Raw genomic sequence first — 18,307 nt, 5'->3', positions numbered from 1 at the left:
CCCGCCTTGTCAGAATGCTGTCAGGCCTCAGTACTTGAAGCTGATCGAGGCGCCGATGGTGCGCGGGTCGTTGTAGACGCCGGCCATGTAGTTATCGAGCACGCCGAGCAGGTTCTTCTCGTTGGTGATGTTGCGCGACCAGACCGAGAATTCCCAGTTCTGGTAGTCGTAACCGACGCGCAGGCCACCCTCGAAGTTGCCCTTCGAGCTGAACTCCACCGACTTGTACGGCACGAAACTGGTGTAGCCCTGCGCGTTCCAGTCGGTCGAGATGAAGGCCGTGCCGGGGCCGACCGGGTGCTCGTAACGGGCCGAGAAGTTGAGGTTCCACTTCGGCGCGTTCGGCAGCGGGTTGCCGTCGATCTGCGCGAAGTAGTTCGAGCCGACCTGCGTGACCGGGTTCTCCACGGTGCAGACCATCTGGCCGCTCAGCGCGCAGACCTGCGCATAGACGTTCTTGTCGTCGATCTCGGTGTGCAGCAGGCTGAGGCCGGCGTTGAAGGTGAGCCCCTCGACCGGCGACATGTCGAGCGCGGCCTCGATGCCGTAGCCCTGCGCCTTGTTGGCGTTGAAGAGCACGGTGTTGCCGTTCTCATCGCTGCCGTTCAGCTGGATGTCCTTCACGACATAGTAGAAGCCGTCGAAGTTGAAATGCGCACGGCCGCCCATGAAGGTGGTCTTCACACCGGCTTCGTAGCTGGTGTTGGTTTCCGAGTTCGCCGTGGTGAACGGCGAGCCGAACACGGCCGAGCGGCCCTGGATGGTCGGCCCGCGGAAGCCGCGCGCGATGCGGGCATAGAGGCTGACGTCCGGGTCCAGCTTGTAGAGCGCGGTGGCATCGAAGCTGGGCTTGGTGCTGGACAGGCGCACGTCCGGCACGGCGAAAGTACCGGTGCCCGAAGCGACGTTGTTCGCCTTGAGCAGCGTGGTGTGGCGAATGTCCTGCGATTCGCGGAAGCCGCCGGTCAGCGTCAGGCGATCGGTGACGTCATAGGCAACCTGACCGAACACGCCCCACGAGGTGTTGACGTTGTGCAGCAGCACCCAGTTGTTCGGGTTCGGCGCGGTGCCGAAGGCATCGCTGGTCAGGAAGTAGGCGCGCTGGTCGAACTCGGTGTAATCGCGCGAATCGAAGTACATGCCGCCGACCTGCCAGCGCAGCGGCTGGTTGGTCGGGCTGGCCAGGCGCACTTCCTGCGACCACTGGTTGAGGCTGCGCAGCTTGCCCTGCGATTCGCCGTAGCCCACGTTGTTGTAGTACGCCGCCGCACCGCCGTCGGTGTCGCCGCGGCTCCACTCGTGCGCGTGCTCGTAACCGGTGATCGAGGTCAGCGTGGCGAAGCCGAGGTCGTAGTCGGCCTTGACCGAGAAGCCCTGCGTGCGCGCGGCCTGCGGGTTGTTCATGCCCTCGTCGAGCGCGATCTCGCCGCGGCTGAAGCTGTCGGGAACCGAGTTGGTGCCCTTGATGATCGAACCGCGATAGAACGGGGTCGAGGTGCCGTCGTAATCGCGCACATGGCCCGAGACGCGGACCTGCAGCGGCCCCTCGTCGAACAGCACCTGCAGACGCGCATCGCGCTCGTTGAAGCCGCCCATGACGTTCTTGCCGCCCACGGTGCCGTCATCGCTGACGCCGGTGTAGGTGTTGTCGATCCAGTTGTCGCGGTGCTGGTAGAGGCCCGAGAGGCGGAAGCTGATCGAGCCGTCCTTGGTCAGCGGGCCGCCGACGCCGCCTTCGACGTTCACCGAATTGAACGTGCCCCAGCTGGCGTTGATATCGCCCTGCCAGGTCTTGGAGGGCTGCACGGTGTCGAACTTGACGATACCTGCCGTGGTGTTGCGGCCGAACAGCGAGCCCTGCGGTCCGCGCAGCACTTCGGTCTGCGCGACGTCGAACACCGGGTTCGACTTCAGGACGACGTGCTCCATGACGATGTCGTCCTGGATCACTTCCACCGGCTGCGAGGCGCCGAGGTAATAGTCCACGTTGCCGAGGCCACGGATGTAGAAGCGCGGGAAGATGCGGCCGGTCGAGCTTTCGACATAGAGGCCCGGAACCTTGCCCGAGAGCGAAAGCAGCGTGTCCGCGCCGTTGGTCGCGAACGTCTTCATGTCGTCGCCCGAGAGCACGCCGACCGAAACCGGAACGTTCTGGAGGTTTTCCTTGCGACGCTCGGCCGTCACGATGATCGCGCCGCCGTTGTTGTCGCCATTGCCGGCCGCTGCGGTGTCGGCAGCGGCAGCGCTGGCGGTGGTCGCGGCGGAGGTCTGCGCCAAAGCGACGCCGCCGGTCGAAAGCGCACACAGCGCAGCGCCGCACGCCAGAGCGCGCCGCAGGATCACGGTTTTCATACAAGTCCTCACGAAACTGAATTTCCGCCTGCCGGGCGACAATTCCCCCGGAAAATCCCCCAGGAAACCCCTCTATCCGGGCAGGCAGCCCATGCTTGGGTTGCTACCCCCGATTTATGGCACTTATGTTGCTCGTGCAAACAAATGGAAACTTGCCGATACAGTGTGGCAACACCGCATCACTTGTTTCTCGCGACATTCCGAAACTTGCGGATTTCCGTTACTTTTTTAGATACCGATCGGTATTACGACTATGACGTGACAGTCCGGCAGACCCGGATCGCACAAGAGGCGTTACCGCGATGCAACAGGTCTCGATTCGCGCCATTTGGCCGTTTCGGCTGGCGTAGCCCGCACGTTCACCGGCGAACCGGCACCCGCGCCCATTGCAGGATCGCGGCGGTAAGCGCCTCGGCCACGGCATGGCGACCGCCCGGCCCCAGCACCACGAACTCGATTTCGGGTAATGCAGGCAAGCCTTCGCGGTCGATCGCGGAGACGCTTTCCGGCAACAGGCGCGCCGAATGCGGCATCACCCCGACGCCTGCCCGCGCGGCGGCGAACAGGCCGGAGAGATTGGCACTGGTGAACGCAAGGCGCCAGGACCGCCCGGCCTGCTCCAGCGCCTCGATCGCCAGCGCACGGGTGACGCTGGGCGGCGGATAGAACAGCATCGGCGCGGGGCTTTCGGGGTCGAGCACGAAGTCGGCGCGCCCCACCCACGCCAACTTCTCGCGCCAGACGGTAGTGCCGCGCGTATCGCCGCGCCGCCGCTTGACCATCACGATATCAAGGCGCCCGGCGTCATAGTCGGTATAGAGATCCTCGCTGAGCCCTGCCGTCACCGCCAGATCGACTTCCGGGTGACGCCGCGCGAAAGCCGCCAGCACATCGGGCAGCGCCGAAAGCACGAAGTCCTCCGAAGCGCCGAACCGTAGCCGCCCGCGCAAGGGCGCGCCGGACAGGTGACGCTCCATCCGCGAATAGGCATCAAGCACGCGGCGGGCATGGTCAAGGAAGGCGCTGCCCTCCGGCGTCAGCGCCAGATGATGGGTATCGCGCAGCAGCAGGCGCCGCCCCACCTGCTCCTCCAGCCGCCGCACCTGCTGGCTGACGGTCGACTGGCGCAGCGAAAGACTGCGCGCCGCCGCCGTGAAGCTGCCCGCCTCCACCACGGCCACCAGTGCGCGCAGCAGATCGGGATGGATGGAAGACACGCTATTCATAATCATGATGACAGTTATCAGCTTCATCACGATTGTCCATGACCACGCCGGCGCGTACACCACCGGGCATGACACAGGAACGCACTCTCGGCGCGCGGATCGCGGCCCGGCTGAAGAACATCGACCGCTATCTGCTGATGCTGATCGGCACCGTCGCGCTGGCCTCGATCCTGCCGGCGCGCGGGACCGGCGCGGTGATCGCCGATCATGCCGTCGATGTGGCGGTGGACCTGCTGTTCTTCCTCTACGGCGCGCGCCTTGCCCCGCAGGCGGTCTGGGCGGGCATGTCGCACTGGCGGCTGCAACTGACCGTGTTCCTTTCCACATTCGCGCTGTTCCCGCTGATCGGGCTGGGCCTGAAAGGCGTGCTCGGCCCCATCGCCTCGCCCGAGATCCTGAACGGCCTTGTGTTCCTGTGCCTGCTGCCCTCGACCGTGCAGTCCTCGATCGCCTTCACCTCGATCGGGCGCGGCAACGTGGCGGCAGCGCTGTGCAGCGCCTCGTTCTCGAACCTCATCGGCGTGATCATCACCCCGCTGCTGGCAGCGGTGGTGATGTCGAGCGCGTCTGGCGGGTTCTCGACCAGCGCGATCGAGGACATCGCCATGCAGATCCTGCTGCCCTTCGTGCTGGGCCAGATCGCGCGGCCCTTCATCGGCAAGTTCATTACCCGCCACAAGCTGCTGACCACCATCGTCGATCGCGGCTCAATCCTGCTGGTGGTCTACGCCGCCTTCAGCCACGGCATGGTGGCCGGCGCCTGGAGCCGCCTGTCGTTGAGCGACCTCGCCGTGGTTCTGGTGATCGACGCGCTGGTGCTGGCAATCGTCATCACGCTGACGACCTGGGGTTCGCGCAAGCTGGGCTTCAACAAGGAGGACGAGATCGCCATCGTCTTCTGCGGCTCGAAGAAGAGCATGGCGAGCGGCATCCCGATGGCGACGATCCTGTTCCCCGCCGCCTCGGTCAGCCTGATCGTGCTGCCGCTGATGCTGTTCCACCAGATCCAGCTGTTCACCTGCGCGGTGCTTGCCCGCCGCTATGGCGCACGGCCAGAGGAGCCCGAAGTGGAAGCGCCGGTGGCCGTCGCCCGTCCGGCGTAATCGCTGTTAGAGCGGTTTTCGATCCGGCTGCGCCGAATCAACCACTCCAGGTTTTTGACCAGCCGCATTTTCCGAGTCATCAGGTGATTCCACCTGATTAGAAAATGCTCTAAACCGCCAGCGCCCGTGCGCCCTGCTCGCCCAGCCAGCGGGCGCGCACGCCCCAGACCTCGCGGATGACATCGCTCGCCAGCGCATCGTCGGGATGACCGTCCGCCGCGACGCGACCATCCTGAAGCACGACCACCCGGTCCGCGCAGTTCATCGCGCTGCCAAGATCGTGCAGCACCAGCACCACGCCGCACCCGGCTCGGGCCTGCTCGCGCATCTTGCGCATCGTCATCGCCGCATGGCCGAGATCGAGGTTGGCGAGCGGCTCGTCCGCCAGCAGCCAGCCGGGTTTCGTCGCCAGCACCCGCGCCATCAGTGCCCGCGCACGCTCGCCCCCTGAAAGCTGCGAGACCGGGCGATGGCGCAAAGCTTCAAGGTCCATCGTCCGGATCGCCGCATCGATCGCCGCCTGCGCCTCGCTGGCCGACGAAGCCACCCAGGGCAGCCGCCCGAGCGAGACCAGCGTCTCGACCGCGACGTCCCACGCCACTTCGGGCGCCTGCGGCAGATAGCCCATCCAGCGCCCGCGTTCGAGCGAGTCCATCTTCGCCAGCGGTGCATCGCCAAGCAGCACGTCACCGGAATCGGGCTTCATCAACCCGGCAAGGCAACCCAGCAGCGTCGATTTGCCCGCGCCGTTCGGGCCGCAGATCGCCGTCACCATATTGCGGTCGAACCCGAGCGAAATACCCTCAAGCCGCCCGCGCACCGTCACATCTGCCAGCGAGAGGCTCATATCGCCCCCCGGCGCATGCGCAGCAGCAGATGCAGGAAGAACGGCGCGCCCAGCAGCGCCAGGCCAATGCCCAGCCGCAATTCGCCGCCCTTCAGCGGCATCACCCGGCACAGACAGTCGGCAACCAGCAACAGCAGCGCCCCCGCCAGCGCGCTCGGCACCATCAGCGAGGACGGGCGCCGATCGGTAAACGGGCGCACCAGATGCGGCACGACAAGCCCGACGAAACCGATCACGCCCGCCACAGCAACGCCTGCCCCCACCGTCAACCCGACGCCAACGATCAACCAGACCTGCAGGCGCCACAAATCGACGCCCAGCGACCGCGCCGCACTTTCGCCCAGCGTCATCGCATCAAGGCTGCGCCCGGTCAGAAGCAGTGCGCCAATGCCCAGCGCCGTCAGCGGCATGGCCAGTTCGACATCGCCCCAAGTGCGGTCGGACAGCGCCCCCATCAGCCAGGTCACGATCTCGCTGACGGCGAAAGGCGACGGCGAAAGGCTGATGACAAGGCTGGTCAAGGCACCCGCGAGGCTGGAAATCATCAGTCCCGCCAAGGTGAACAGCGCAATGCCGCCGCTTCGCCCCGCCAGCAGTGCCAGGAGCGCCATGCCGCCCGCCCCGCCTGCCAGCGCAAAGATCGGAAGCGTGAAGGGCGCCGCTGCGTACCCCGTCCAGAACGAGAGCACCGCGCCCAGCGCGGCAGCAGGCGCCACGCCGAACAGGCCGGGATCGGCCAGCGGATTGCGCAGATAGCCCTGCATCGCGGCGCCTGCCGTACCGAGCCCTGCCCCCAGCACCACCGCCAGCAGCGCACGCGGCAGGCGCAGGTCCATCAGGATTGTCGAAACATGGTTAACGTGGGGATCGAAGGGATTGAACCACACCCGGCCGGTCAGCAGCGAGAGCGGAAGTGCAAGAAGCAGCAGACCACTCAGGCTCAGCAGCAGGCGGACGTTCAAGGATGTCTCCCGGCTGCGAGGGCCTGCACCGGCGCGCTGCGACGGATCGCCGCCAGCCGCCGGGCAGCGCGCACGATCGTCGGGCCACCGCACCACAGCAGGTTGCCGGGCACTTGCGCGCGCGGCGTATCGGCAAGCTCGTCAAGCACCGGACTGTCGAGCATCCGGTCACGCACGCCTTCCGGCCCGCTCTGCGCAAGAATCACGCCCGGCGGATGGGCCAGCACCTGCTCCAGCGGCACGAAGTCGGCCTGTGTAAAACCTGCGGCGGTCGCGGCATTGGAAAAGCCGGTACGCTCCATCAGCTCGGAAATCAGGGTATCGCTGCCCGCAACGATGCCGCCGGTCTCCCACATCAAGGCAGGGACCTTGCGAGAACCCGCAGGCGGCGCGGCCGCCGCGAGCGCACGATCGATGCGCGCGACCAGTGCCTGGCCGCGCGCGCGGTTGCCGGCGACATCCGCCAGCATCCGCACCTGTGCTTCTGACTGCGCCACACTGGACGCAATGGGAACCGTCACGACCTTTATCCCCAATCCCTCAAGCGCCGTACGGGTGGACGGCGCAAGGAAGGAACTCGCGACCACCACATCGGGCTGCATCGCGATAACTTCCTCGACCGAATTTCCGATGGCGGGATAGCGCCTCGCTATCGCCAGGTCCATCGAACTCGACGCCGGATCGGCACTATAATCGGAAATTGCGCGCAACTGGCCGGGTACGGTCACTTCGGCAAGGATCGCATCGGTGCAGGGATTGATAGAAACGATTGCAGGATAGGCCTTGGCGCGCGGCGGCACGGGTTCGCGGAACCAGTATCCGAACAGCCCGCCACCAAGGCATGCTGCGACGGCAAGCCCCAGCGACAGGCGCAGCACGCGCGCCCGCCGCCGGTCGTGCGCCTCCCCCGGCGCGAGGCGAAGGGAGGCGTCAGGATCACATCGTCACGCGGATGCCGCCGAACACCGAGCGTCCGGCCGTGCCATAATCGGTGACAAGCTCGTACTTCACGTCGGTCACGTTCTCGACCCGAGCAAAGACTTCCACCTTGTCGGTGATCGGCATGGAGGCGCGGATCGTGCCGGTCGCCCAGCCGTCGATCTGCGTGGTATTGGCTGCATCGTTCCAGCTGTCGCTGACCATGCGCAGATCGCCGCCCAGCTTGAGGCCGTGCAGCGGGCTGGTCCAGTCGAGCGAGAGCGTGAGCGCATTGCGCGGACGACGCGCGAGGTCGAGGCTCTCGTTCGCATCGCCCGAGGTGCGGTTGACCGATTTGGTATAGGTGTAGACCGCCTGGGCATGGAGCGCCGGCGAGACCTGCGCGCCCAGCTCCAGTTCCGCACCCGTCGCGCGCGCCTTACCGACATTGGCATAGAGGCCATAGGGGCGCGCTTCGCACTGCTCGTCACCCACGCACGAAACGAAGTCGATCAGGTTGCGGGTATCGCGGCGGAAGCCGGTCAGCGCGAAGTAGAGCGGGCCGTTGCGGTCGCCATATTCGATCCCGGCATCGTAGGACCGGCTGCGCTCGGCCTTGAGCGAGGTATCGCCGTAGTTCGAATAGAGCTGGTAAAGCGACGGGGCCTTGAAGCCCTCGCCATACGAAGCGATCACGCGCCACTGGCCCACAACCGCAACGGAACCGTTGGCCCCGAAGGTCCAGGCGCCGCCGAAGCGCGAATGGTCGTCATAGCGGACGCCCGCCGCCAGATTCACGATCTGCGAGTACCAGCCGAGCAGCGCATGGGCGCTGGAGAGGTTGGCGTGATGGCGCGCATCGTCGCTCTCGTCCATGCGCGACCATTCGTGATCGGCCCCGAAGTCCAGACGCAGGTCGCGCCAGGCGTTCCAGCTGCCGGTCAGTTCGGCGCGGCGGCTCTGGCCATGGGTGAAGTAGCAGCTGTCCGAACCGCAATAGTTGTAGCTCTCGCCATAATAGCGGCGGCGGGTGTCCGACAGCTGGTAGGCGACGCCGAGGCTCAGCGTGTCGCCGGTCCAGTCGAGCGCACCGCGACCGCCGATCTCGCGGGTTTTCTGGTAATCGTCGGTATCGTCGAAGGTGATGTAGCTGGGCGCGGGATAACCATCGATATCGAGCTTGCCCTGCGTGTAACGTCCGGCGAGGCTGGCGGTGAGGCCCGGCATCAGCTCGACATGGCCATGGCCGCCCACGCGCCACTGGTGGAAACCGTCATCCTCGGTGCCGATGGCGGCCTGCGAGATGCCGTCGGTGCGGGTATAGCCGCCGTCGAGCGTGACGCCGTAGGTATCGCCGGACACGCCAGCGCTCATCTGCCCGTCGAAGCTGTTGCGCGAGCCATATTCCGCGCGCGCCTCGACGCCGTTGACATCGCGCGAGGTCACGTTGAGCACGCCGCCGATGGCATCCGAGCCCCAGACCACCGAATTCGAACCGCGCAGCAGTTCGATCTTGCCGATCGAGCCGGTCATCAGGTTGCCGAAATCGTAGCCGCCACCGGTCGCCGCGACGTCCGCCACGCGGATGCCGTCGACCATGACCAGAACCTGCTGCGAATTGGCGCCGCGCACGAACAGGCTGGTCGCCGAACCGAGGCCGCCGTTGCTGGCAATCGTCACACCGGGCAGGCGCTGCAGCACGCGGGTGATGTCGGGGCCCTGCACGCTGTCGATCTCGTCGGCGCCGATCACGTCGATGGGCTGGCCCGCCTTGTCGACATTGGTGGCGCTGCCGGTGGCGAGCACGGTGATGTGATCGTCGCGCACGGCATCGGCCGTGGTGATCGCGGCGTTGTCATCCTGCGCGAAAGCAGGCGCAGCGGCAGACAGGCCCAGCGCAGTGCCGAGCAGCAAAAGGGTCTTCACGTAATAGTCCTCCAAACCTGAACGAATATGCCGTTCATGGCGGAGGCCGCACGCGGGTGCTTTGCCCGGCGCGTGCCCGCTGCATCTCCGGAACTCCCCGTCCGGCGCGGAACGACCGTCATCGGCAGGTCTCCTGGCTCCCGGATCATCGTCGCGCCTGCCGCCTTCCCGGATCGAGGGACGATCCAGTGGCCGAATGGAAGCGCGGGCTCCCCGGTCACAGTTGCGGGGACAGCGCGGGCCTTGGGGACCGATCCCCGCACCCGCTTCCCTCTTAGTCCGCGTGCCTCCCCCCTGAAAGGCGACCCGCGAAAACCCATGACGTGACATGCGCGTTACCGCCCGCCCCGGAATCTGGCAAGCGCGGGCGTGCCTTGCGAGGCTCTCGTTAAGACCTTTGCGCGTATAGCGCGGCCATAAAGCGACACTGTGCAGCTTCGGGACAGGCCGCTGCGCGCAGATGCGCAGGCGCTCCCGAACGCGTATAGGGCGTGCAGACAGCGCGAACAGAAAGCAAAGCGCAAAGAGCAGACGTGACGACCCATTGGCTCCCTCCCGGCCTCGCGCGCAGCGCGTCGCCCGCAAGGATGCTCCCCGAGGCTGACGGCGCCCCTGCCGAAACGCCGGCATGGGAGCCGCGCCCGCGCGACTTCGCGGGACGGGTGGTTCGCGGCACCGGGCGCCGTCGTCAGCGCATCGTGCGCCGCCGCTGGTCGCTGGCAAGCGCCGCGCTCGCGCTTGTGGCGATCCCCGCCTTCGCCGCGCCCGGTGACTGGCAGCCCTTCCGCCTACCCGCCGCCGAGGACGACAGCCGGCAGGTCACGCCGATGCCGTTCGAGACCGCCGCAGGCTCGTTCCCCGGCGCGGCCTTCTATTACCTCGACCTTGCCCCGCCGACACCGCAGATCGGCGACGGCATCCATTCCGATGCAGACCTCGGCGATGGCCTGCCTGGCAGCACCGGCCCGGCGGCACGCTCGATGATTATCGACGATACGCCGCTCGATCACATGCGCGCGCTCCAGTGCCTGACGCAGGCGGTCTATTACGAAGCCGCGAGCGAGCCCGATGCCGGGCAGCGCGCAGTGGCGCAGGTCGTGCTCAACCGCGTGGCGCACCCCGCCTTCCCCAACACCGTGTGCGGCGTGGTCTATCAGGGCGCGACGAGAGCGGGCGGCGGCTGCCAGTTCACCTTCACCTGCGACGGCTCCTTGTCACGCAAACCGATGGCGCTGTTCTGGGACCGCGCCCGCGCCGTGGCCGCTGCCGCGCTGGCGGGCTACGTCTACGCCCCGATCGGCCTCGCCACGCATTATCATACGGTCCAGGTGCATCCCTACTGGGCGGACAGCCTGCATTACCTCGAAACCATCGGCGCGCACCGCTTCTACGCGCTGCAAGGCCCGGCAGGCGGCGCTGCAACCTTTCGCTTCGTCTATCACGGCGGAGAGCCGCTGCCGGTGCCCGGACGGATGGAGACGCCCGCCCAGCAGGCCGCCGATACGCTGGCCTCCGATCCCGTTGCCCTGCAGAAGGCCTATGCCGCGATGGCGCCTGCGCCCGCAGCTTCGGCCAGCCCGGTCGCGATGACGACACCCGCCCCGTCCTCCACACCGCCCTCCCCGCTCTACTCCAGCGAAGTGCGCGCCCGCGGCGGCGAAGATCTGTACCGCGCGCAGAACCTGCCGCAGACCACCGGCGTAAAGGACGAATACGCCAATTCCGGCCGCTGGATCGCCCAACCGGGACAATAGCACCCGACTGCGCTTTCCTTCCGAACAGTTGCGCGCGGGTCGGATCGACGCATGGGCGACTCATCTCATCGCAAGCGCGAGAGGCTGGCAAGATTTGGTCAACCATCCCCATGCAGGAAGGCTTAGCGCCTCCCGCGCTACTGAGGGGTTCAACGGGGCCAATCACAGACAACCGGCCATAAACGATCGGCCGCAAGACAGGGTACGCGACGCCATGACCATCCGCTTCTCCCCCGCCTTCGGTGGGGCAAGTCCGGCTATTGCCCGGACCCTGTGCGGCAGTGCGCCCCTCAACGGCGCCAACGACAATGCCGTCCGGCACGCTGCGATGCCGCGCAAGCCTGACGCGTCTCCAGTTCCCTTGGCCCTGATCGATCCGCAGGTCGAACGCGCCCTGCGCCATTTCGCCGACCACGGCCTTGCTGCCGCGCGCATTGCCCGCGAGCGTGCCGAAGCCGCCCGCCGCGACGGCGACGAGGCACGCTCGGACCACTGGATCGACATCTGCCGCCAGCTCGACCGCCGCGCCGCCCGCGGATTCGCCCGCGCCTGATTCCCCTTCGCCGCGCGACTCTGCCGACCACACCACCGCGACGCGCGCGAAGGGCGCCACGGCAGTTGCAGCAAACGCCGCCCGACGCGGATCGCCCCCGCCTCATCCGAGACGGGTTGCGTCCCGATGCAACTGCGCGCATCTCTTGGTGAGCCGGGAATCGCACGGTTTCCCGCCATTGCCGCTTGCAATTGAACACTTATTGCAATTGCGAACCATTATCTGTAAATTCCGGAATTCTCCGCTTTCGAGCGCCGTTTCGCGGTTGCATTAGCTGCGTGAGGGGCGTACTGCCCGCTCCCGAAACAAACGGCGGCTGCCTTTGCGGGACGAAGCAGATCGCTGTCAGGTCCGGCAGTCCCGCCTTTGGGAAGGACGAAAACGCAAAATGGCTCGTAAGAAGATTGCCCTCATCGGCGCCGGCAACATCGGCGGCACGCTGGCACACCTCGCCGCACAGAAGGAACTGGGCGATATCGTCCTGTTCGACGTGGCTGAAGGTCTCCCGCAGGGCAAGGCGCTCGATCTGTCGCAGTGCGGCCCGGTCGAAGGCTTCGACGCCAAGATCACCGGCACCAACGACTATGCCGACATTGCCGGCGCCGACGTCATCATCGTCACCGCAGGCGTTGCCCGCAAGCCCGGCATGAGCCGCGACGATCTGCTCGGCATCAACCTCAAGGTGATGAAGTCGGTCGGCGAAGGCATCGCCGCCAACGCCCCCGACGCCTTCGTGATCTGCATCACCAACCCGCTCGACGCGATGGTCTGGGCGCTGCGCGAGTTCTCGGGCCTGCCCGCGAACAAGGTCGTCGGCATGGCCGGCGTGCTCGATTCGGCCCGCTTCTCGACCTTCCTCGCCTGGGAGTTCGGCGTCTCGATCCGCGACGTGAACACCTTCGTGCTCGGCGGCCACGGCGACACCATGGTTCCGGTCGTCCAGTACTCGACCGTCAACGGCATCCCCGTTCCCGACCTCATCAAGATGGGCCTCTCCACCAAGGAGAAGATCGACGCCATCGTGCAGCGCACCCGTTCGGGCGGCGGCGAGATCGTCGGCCTGCTCAAGACCGGCTCGGCGTTCTACGCACCGGCGGCCTCCGCCATCTCAATGGCCGAAGCCTATCTCAATGACCAGAAGCGCATCCTGCCCGTCGCGGCCTATGTCGACGGCGCCTACGGCGTTGACGGCCTCTACGTCGGCGTTCCGGCGATGATCGGTGCCGACGGCATCGAGAAGATCGTCGAGATTGAGCTGGACGACGAAGCCAAGGCCAATCTCCAGGTCTCGGTCGACGCGGTCAAGGAACTGCTCGTGGCCTGCAAGGGCATCGATCCCTCGCTCGCCTGATCCCTGAACATATACCACTGACTCCCCAAGGAGCCGATTAATGTCCATTCTCGTCGACAAGAATACCAAGGTCATCACCCAGGGGATGACCGGTGCCACCGGCACTTTCCACACCGAGCAGGCGCTTGCCTACGGCACCCAGATGGTCGGCGGCGTGACCCCCGGCAAGGGCGGCACGACCCACATCGGTCTGCCCAACTTCAACACGGTTGCCGAAGCCAAGGCCGCGACCGGCGCGACGGCCTCGTGCATCTACGTGCCGCCGCCATTCGCTGCGGACTCGATCCTCGAGGCGATCGACGCCGAGATGGAACTGATCATCGCGATCACCGAGGGCATCCCCGTTCTCGACATGGTCAAGGTGAAGCGCGCGCTTTCGGGTTCGAAGTCGCGCCTGATCGGCCCGAACTGCCCCGGCGTCCTGACCCCCGGTGAGTGCAAGATCGGCATCATGCCCGGTTCGATCTTCTCGAAGGGTTCGGTCGGCGTGGTCTCGCGCTCGGGCACCCTCACCTATGAGGCGGTGTTCCAGACCACCAACGCGGGCCTCGGCCAGACCACCGCAGTCGGCATCGGCGGCGACCCGGTCAACGGCACCAACTTCATCGACGTGCTGGAACTGTTCCTCGCCGACGACGCCACCAAGTCGATCATCATGATCGGCGAGATCGGCGGCAGCGCGGAAGAAGAAGCAGCCCAGTTCCTCAAGGACGAGGCCAAGAAGGGCCGCAAGAAGCCGATGGTCGGCTTCATCGCCGGTCGCACGGCGCCTCCGGGCCGCCGCATGGGCCACGCAGGCGCCATCGTCTCGGGCGGCCAGGGCGGCGCCGAAGACAAGATCGCAGCCATGGAAGAGGCCGGCATCCGCGTGAGCCCCTCGCCCTCGCTGCTCGGCGAAACCCTTGTGGACGTCCTCAAGGAATACGCCTGATCTGATGTCCGGTCGGCGGGGAGCAGCGCTTCCCGCCGACCGGAACCATAAAAGCCGGTGCTTTCCAGACGCCGGGACAGGATTTTGCAGCGGACCCAGGGCGGCAGGCGCCTCCGGTAACGCATTCCGGCGATATTGACCGGAACCGTGACGGCCCCCACCTGATCCGCGGGATAACAGACTTGAAGCCGCGTCCGGATCACACCCCCCGGCGCGCAGATAGGTGACTTATGGGCGACGAGAGTTTCGACTTCACCGCTGACCAGGGCCTCGATGGCCCCCAGGCCGGTCCCAGCTGGCAGCGCAGCAACTGGCCGCTCGTCGGCGCCGAGTTCGAGGACGACCTGACGCAGGGCCTCGATCCTTCCGCGCTCAAGCTCGCGATCGAGAAGTCGGCCGCCAAGGGCGGCGGCGAGGCCAAGAAGGTCGATCAGGCCAGCCTCGATCAGGCCGCTGCCGACGCCCTTCGCGCGATGAACCTGATCCGCACCTATCGCGTGCGCGGTCATCTCGCCGCCGATCTCGATCCGCTGGGCCTCGCCCGCGCCAAGCTCCCCGCCGACCTCACGCCCGAGTACCACGGCTTCACCGGCGCCGCGCTGGACCGTCCGGTCTTCGTCGGCGGCAACCTTGGCCTTGAATGGACGACGGTGCGCGAGCTGGTGCAGATCCTGCGCGCCAACTACTGCGGCAAGGTCGGCCTGGAATACATGCACATCTCGGACGTCGAGGAGCGCCGCTTCCTGCAGGAGCGCTTCGAGGGTCCGGACAAGGAAATCGAGTTCACCCCGAAGGCAAGAAGGCGATCCTTCAGGCCGTGGTGCGCGGTGAGCAGTACGAGAAGTTCCTCGGCAAGAAGTATGTCGGCACCAAGCGCTTCGGCCTTGATGGCGGCGAGTCGATGATCCCCGCGCTCGAAGCCGTCATCAAGTACGGCGGCGTCACGGGCGTGAAGGAAATCGTCTACGGCATGGCCCACCGCGGCCGCCTGAACGTCCTCGCAAACGTGATGGCCAAGCCCTACAAGGTCATCTTCCACGAGTTCTCGGGCGGCACCGCCAACCCGGAAGACGTGGGTGGCTCGGGCGACGTGAAGTATCACCTCGGCACCTCGACCGACCGCGATTTCGACGGCGTGAAGGTTCACATGAGCCTGATGCCGAACCCCTCGCACCTCGAAACCGTGAACCCGCTGGTGCTGGGCAAGACCCGCGCCTATCAGGTGTTCCACGACGACATCGGTGACGACGTCGGCCCCGGCGCCAAGCACAAGCAGGTTCTGCCGGTGCTGATCCACGGCGACGCCGCCTTCGCTGGCCAGGGCGTGAACTGGGAGTGCTTCGGCCTCTCGGGCGTCAAGGGCTACAACACCGGTGGCTGCATCCACTTCGTCATCAACAACCAGATCGGTTTCACGACGAGCCCGCAGTTCGCGCGCAACTCGCCCTACCCCTCGGACATCGCCAAGGGTGTTCAGGCGCCGATCCTGCACGTCAACGGTGACGATCCCGCCGCCGTGACTTTCGTGTGCAAGCTGGCGATCGACTATCGCCAGACCTTCGGCCGCGACATCGTGATCGACATGTGGTGCTATCGCCGCTTCGGCCACAACGAGGGCGACGAGCCCGGCTTCACGCAGCCGCTGATGTACGCGAAGATCCGCCAGCACCCGCCGGTGTCGAAGATCTACGCCGAGCGTCTGGAGAAGGAAGGCGTCATCGACGGCACTTTCCTCGCGCAGGCCGAAGGCGCGTTCACCGCGCACCTCGACGAGGAGTTCGAGGCCTCCAAGACCTACAAGGCGAATCAGGCTGACTGGTTCGGCGGTCGCTGGAGCGGCTTCAACAAGCCCGCAGATCCCGAAACCGCGCGCCGCAGCGTCGACACCGGGCTGGAGCCCAAGCTGTTCGACAGCCTCGGCCGCACGCTGACGACGATCCCGGCGGACCTCACCGTCCACAAAACCCTCGCCCGCGTCCTTTCCGCCAAGGAAGAGATGTTCAAGTCGGGCGAAGGCTTCGACTGGGCGACCGCCGAGGCCCTCGCCTTCGGCAGCCTCGTCTCGGAAGGCTACGGCGTGCGTCTGTCCGGTCAGGACTGCGAGCGCGGCACCTTCTCGCAGCGTCACGCCGTCTGGGTCGACCAGAAGGACGAGCACAAGTACACCCCGCTGACCACGCTGCCGCACGGTCGCTTCGAAGTGCTCAACTCGACGCTGTCGGAATATGGCGTGCTCGGCTTCGAGTACGGCTATGCCAGCGCCGATCCGAAGACGCTGGTGCTCTGGGAAGGCCAGTTCGGCGACTTCGCCAACGGCGCCCAGATCGTGATCGACCAGTACATCGCCGCTGCCGAATCCAAGTGGCTGCGCGCGAACGGCCTCGTCATGCTGCTGCCGCACGGTTACGAAGGCCAGGGCCCCGAGCACTCCTCGGCGCGTCTGGAGCGTTACCTGCAGCTCTGCGCAGAGGACAACATCCAGGTCTGCAACATCACGACGCCGGCGAACTATTTCCACGTCCTGCGCCGCCAGATGAAGCGCTCGTTCCGCAAGCCGCTGATCATCATGACGCCCAAGTCGCTGCTGCGCCACCCGCTGGCAAAGTCGGCCGCTTCGGAGTTCACCGGCGAGAACCACTTCCGTCGCATCCTTTCGGACCCCAAGGCGCCGGAAGACACCGCGACCAAGAAGGTGATCCTGTGCTCGGGCAAGGTCTTCTACGACCTGATCGAGGCGCGCGACGAGAACGAGATCGACGACACCCAGATCATCCGTATCGAGCAGCTCTATCCCTTCCCGGGCGAGCCGCTGGCCGCGCGCCTGTCGCGCATGCCCAACCTCGAAGAGATCGTCTGGTGCCAGGAAGAGCCGCAGAACAACGGCGGCTGGTTCTTCGTCGAATCGCAGATCGAGGCCGCCGCGATCAAGGCCGGTGTCGCCAGCCCGCGTCCGCGCTATGCCGGTCGTCACGCTGCCGCATCGCCGGCCACGGGTCTCGCCAAGCGCCACGTTGCCGAACAGGCCGCGCTGGTTGCCGATGCCCTGCACCTTTCCGTCCGTTCCGAACTCCGTCGCAAGCAGAAGGCTTGAGATAAATCATGTCCATTGAAGTCAAGGTCCCCACGCTCGGCGAATCCGTCTCCGAGGCCACCATCGGCCAGTGGCTGAAGCAGCCCGGTGAAGCCGTTGCCGCCGATGAACCCATTGCCAGCCTCGAAACCGACAAGGTCGCGATCGACGTCATGGCGCCCGAAGCGGGCGTCATGGGCCAGCACATGGCAGCCGAGGGCGACACCGTCGTCGTCGGCGCGCTGATCGCCACGATCGAGGCAGGCTCGGGCGCGCCTGCCGCCCCCAAGGCTGCTGCTCCCGCTCCTGCGGCTTCGGCTCCGGCGCCCGCCGCTGCCGTCACCCCGGCGGCACCTGCCGCTTCGGACGAGGCTTCGGCCGGTGCCTCGGTGCTTTCGCCCGCGGTTCGCCGCGCGGTGCTGGAGCATGGCATCGATCCCACCTCGATCAAGGGCACCGGCAAGGACGGCCGCATCACCAAGGACGACGTCCTTGAGGCCGCCAAGAACAAGCCCGCCTCGGCAGCGCCTGCTGCCTCGGTTCCGGCTGCGGTCGCCACCTCGGCCCGCAACGAAGAGCGCGTGAAGATGACGCGCCTGCGCCAGACGATCGCCAAGCGCCTGAAGTCCGCGCAGGACAACGCCGCGCTGCTGACGACCTTCAACGACGTCGACATGTCCGCCGTCATCGCCTCGCGCGACAAGTACAAGGACATCTTCGCCAAGAAGCACGGCATCAAGCTGGGCTTCATGTCCTACTTCGCCAAGGCTTCGGTGCTGGCGCTCAAGGACATTCCGGCGGTCAACGCTCAGATCGACGGTGACGAGATCGTCTACCACGACTACGTCGACATCTCGATCGCGGTCTCGGCCCCGAACGGCCTCGTTGTCCCGGTCGTGAAGGACTGCGACAAGCTGTCGTTCGCAGGCATCGAGAAGGCCATTGCCGGCTTCGGCAAGAAGGCCAAGGAAGGCACGCTGACCATGGCCGACATGGCCGGCGGCACCTTCACCATCTCGAACGGCGGCGTGTTCGGCGGCCTGATGTCGACCCCGATCATCAATCCCCCGCAGTCGGCCGTGCTCGGCCTGCACCGCATCGAGGACCGTCCGGTCGTGCGTAACGGCGAGATCGTGATCCGCCCGATGATGTACATCGCGCTGTCCTACGATCACCGCATCATCGACGGTCGCGAGGCTGTCACCGCGCTCAAGACGATCAAGGAAGCGATCGAGGATCCCACCCGTCTCCTCATCGACCTCTAAGGTTCAAGGCCCCGCCCGCCCCACCGGTCGGGCGGGGTTTTCTCTAGCG

At 66.3% G+C, this 18,307-nt stretch carries 12 protein-coding genes, 1 pseudogene and 1 riboswitch; of the genes and pseudogenes, 7 read left to right on the top strand and 6 right to left on the bottom strand.

What is annotated here, in order from left to right; translation table 11 throughout:
• Nucleotides 1-27: 27 nt before the first annotated feature.
• Both CI805_RS06120 and CI805_RS06115 read right to left on the bottom strand, forming a co-directional pair.
• Complete coding sequence (locus CI805_RS06120) at nucleotides 28-2,352, bottom strand: TonB-dependent receptor (protein WP_260927198.1); 2,325 nt, start codon at nucleotides 2,350-2,352, stop codon at nucleotides 28-30.
• A gap of 359 nt (nucleotides 2,353-2,711) precedes the next feature.
• On the bottom strand, nucleotides 2,712-3,605 hold the full coding sequence (locus CI805_RS06115; protein ID WP_260927196.1) for a LysR substrate-binding domain-containing protein: 894 nt from the start codon (nucleotides 3,603-3,605) through the stop codon (nucleotides 2,712-2,714).
• A 41-nt stretch (nucleotides 3,606-3,646) separates the two neighbouring features.
• On the opposite strand from CI805_RS06115, the gene CI805_RS06110 reads away from it, so the two are divergent.
• Nucleotides 3,647-4,681: a bile acid:sodium symporter family protein gene (locus CI805_RS06110; RefSeq protein WP_260927194.1), complete on the top strand. Its 1,035-nt coding sequence runs from the start codon at nucleotides 3,647-3,649 to the stop codon at nucleotides 4,679-4,681.
• A gap of 109 nt (nucleotides 4,682-4,790) precedes the next feature.
• On the opposite strand, the gene CI805_RS06105 is transcribed toward CI805_RS06110, so the two are convergent.
• Genes CI805_RS06105 through CI805_RS06090 form a run of 4 tightly spaced genes read right to left on the bottom strand, consistent with a single transcriptional unit; the run spans nucleotide 4,791 to nucleotide 9,334 of the window.
• Nucleotides 4,791-5,528: an ABC transporter ATP-binding protein gene (locus CI805_RS06105; RefSeq protein WP_260927193.1), complete on the bottom strand. Its 738-nt coding sequence runs from the start codon at nucleotides 5,526-5,528 to the stop codon at nucleotides 4,791-4,793.
• On the bottom strand, nucleotides 5,525-6,490 hold the full coding sequence (locus tag CI805_RS06100; protein ID WP_260927191.1) for a FecCD family ABC transporter permease: 966 nt from the start codon (nucleotides 6,488-6,490) through the stop codon (nucleotides 5,525-5,527). Before CI805_RS06100 ends, CI805_RS06105 begins: the two co-directional genes overlap by 4 nt.
• The gene (locus CI805_RS06095; RefSeq protein ID WP_260927189.1) at nucleotides 6,487-7,368 is read right to left on the bottom strand and encodes an ABC transporter substrate-binding protein; all 882 of its coding nucleotides are present in this window, start codon (nucleotides 7,366-7,368) and stop codon (nucleotides 6,487-6,489) included. Before CI805_RS06095 ends, CI805_RS06100 begins: the two co-directional genes overlap by 4 nt.
• A gap of 58 nt (nucleotides 7,369-7,426) precedes the next feature.
• Nucleotides 7,427-9,334 carry a TonB-dependent receptor plug domain-containing protein gene (locus CI805_RS06090; protein ID WP_260927187.1) on the bottom strand — a complete coding sequence of 636 codons (1,908 nt, stop codon included), beginning with the start codon at nucleotides 9,332-9,334 and terminating at the stop codon, nucleotides 7,427-7,429.
• Between the two features lie 105 nt (nucleotides 9,335-9,439).
• A riboswitch (cobalamin riboswitch) is annotated at nucleotides 9,440-9,669 on the bottom strand.
• A gap of 198 nt (nucleotides 9,670-9,867) precedes the next feature.
• On the opposite strand from CI805_RS06090, the gene CI805_RS06085 reads away from it, so the two are divergent.
• The 6 genes and pseudogenes from CI805_RS06085 (at nucleotide 9,868) to odhB (ending at nucleotide 18,258) form a co-directional block, all read left to right on the top strand.
• Complete coding sequence (locus CI805_RS06085; protein ID WP_260927185.1) at nucleotides 9,868-11,088, top strand: cell wall hydrolase; 1,221 nt, start codon at nucleotides 9,868-9,870, stop codon at nucleotides 11,086-11,088.
• A 214-nt stretch (nucleotides 11,089-11,302) separates the two neighbouring features.
• A complete protein-coding gene (locus tag CI805_RS06080) occupies nucleotides 11,303-11,641 on the top strand; it encodes a hypothetical protein (RefSeq protein ID WP_260927173.1) in 339 nt (112 codons plus the stop codon).
• 388 nt (nucleotides 11,642-12,029) lie between these two features.
• Nucleotides 12,030-12,992 (top strand): malate dehydrogenase, encoded by a 963-nt coding sequence (gene mdh / locus CI805_RS06075; RefSeq protein WP_260927171.1) that lies wholly within the window; start codon nucleotides 12,030-12,032, stop codon nucleotides 12,990-12,992.
• A 40-nt stretch (nucleotides 12,993-13,032) separates the two neighbouring features.
• On the top strand, nucleotides 13,033-13,923 hold the full coding sequence (gene sucD, locus CI805_RS06070; RefSeq protein WP_260927168.1) for a succinate--CoA ligase subunit alpha: 891 nt from the start codon (nucleotides 13,033-13,035) through the stop codon (nucleotides 13,921-13,923).
• 230 nt (nucleotides 13,924-14,153) lie between these two features.
• Nucleotides 14,154-17,014 (top strand): annotated as a pseudogene (locus CI805_RS06065) (2-oxoglutarate dehydrogenase E1 component).
• Between the two features lie 8 nt (nucleotides 17,015-17,022).
• The gene (gene odhB, locus CI805_RS06060) at nucleotides 17,023-18,258 is read left to right on the top strand and encodes a 2-oxoglutarate dehydrogenase complex dihydrolipoyllysine-residue succinyltransferase (RefSeq protein WP_260927165.1); all 1,236 of its coding nucleotides are present in this window, start codon (nucleotides 17,023-17,025) and stop codon (nucleotides 18,256-18,258) included.
• Nucleotides 18,259-18,307 lie beyond the last annotated feature (49 nt).

Source organism: Novosphingobium sp. 9 (assembly GCF_025340265.1).
Taxonomy (GTDB): Bacteria; Pseudomonadota; Alphaproteobacteria; order Sphingomonadales; family Sphingomonadaceae; genus Novosphingobium.
Note: the sequence above shows the minus strand (reverse complement) of the source record. Positions and strands in the feature narration are given on the sequence as shown.

Excerpts from the sequence above, each read along its gene's own strand:
- CI805_RS06120 (WP_260927198.1), bottom strand. The coding sequence starts at position 2,352 with ATGAAAACCGTGATCCTGCGGCGCGCTCTGGCGTGCGGCGCTGCGCTG.
- CI805_RS06115 (WP_260927196.1), bottom strand. The coding sequence starts at position 3,605 with ATGAAGCTGATAACTGTCATCATGATTATGAATAGCGTGTCTTCCATC.
- odhB (WP_260927165.1), top strand. The coding sequence starts at position 17,023 with ATGTCCATTGAAGTCAAGGTCCCCACGCTCGGCGAATCCGTCTCCGAG.
- mdh (WP_260927171.1), top strand. The coding sequence starts at position 12,030 with ATGGCTCGTAAGAAGATTGCCCTCATCGGCGCCGGCAACATCGGCGGC.
- CI805_RS06080 (WP_260927173.1), top strand. The coding sequence starts at position 11,303 with ATGACCATCCGCTTCTCCCCCGCCTTCGGTGGGGCAAGTCCGGCTATT.
- CI805_RS06110 (WP_260927194.1), top strand. The coding sequence starts at position 3,647 with ATGACACAGGAACGCACTCTCGGCGCGCGGATCGCGGCCCGGCTGAAG.
- sucD (WP_260927168.1), top strand. The coding sequence starts at position 13,033 with ATGTCCATTCTCGTCGACAAGAATACCAAGGTCATCACCCAGGGGATG.
- CI805_RS06105 (WP_260927193.1), bottom strand. The coding sequence starts at position 5,528 with ATGAGCCTCTCGCTGGCAGATGTGACGGTGCGCGGGCGGCTTGAGGGT.